This window comes from Lactobacillus gallinarum DSM 10532 = JCM 2011 (assembly GCF_001434975.1).
In the GTDB taxonomy this organism is placed as follows: domain Bacteria; phylum Bacillota; class Bacilli; order Lactobacillales; family Lactobacillaceae; genus Lactobacillus; species Lactobacillus gallinarum.
Genome location: NZ_AZEL01000066.1, coordinates 1 through 210 on the forward strand (window position 1 = coordinate 1; position 210 = coordinate 210).

The window sequence follows — 210 nt, forward strand, 5'->3', positions numbered from 1 at the left end:
GCTCAAATATTGATTTATTTGATCTTCTGTATAGAATCTGCGATTAGTAGGAGAGCGCTTAGCTTTAAAAATACCCTTTCGATCCCATGTTTGGAGGGTTCTAGTGGTTATTCCTAAACGATCAGCGACATCTTTAGGTTTTAAAATTGTCATAATATTCACTTCCATGTTTAACTTTCTAATGAATATTATGGCAAATATTTCTATAAT

The 210-nt window shown here is 31.9% G+C and carries 1 protein-coding gene; it reads right to left on the bottom strand.

Annotation, left to right across the window (positions count from 1 at the left end; translation table 11 throughout):
* A partial coding sequence (locus FC37_RS08455; protein ID WP_156400674.1) for a MerR family transcriptional regulator occupies window positions 1-153 on the bottom strand: 153 nt, incomplete at its 3' end.
* Between the last annotated feature and the right edge of the window lie 57 nt (window positions 154-210).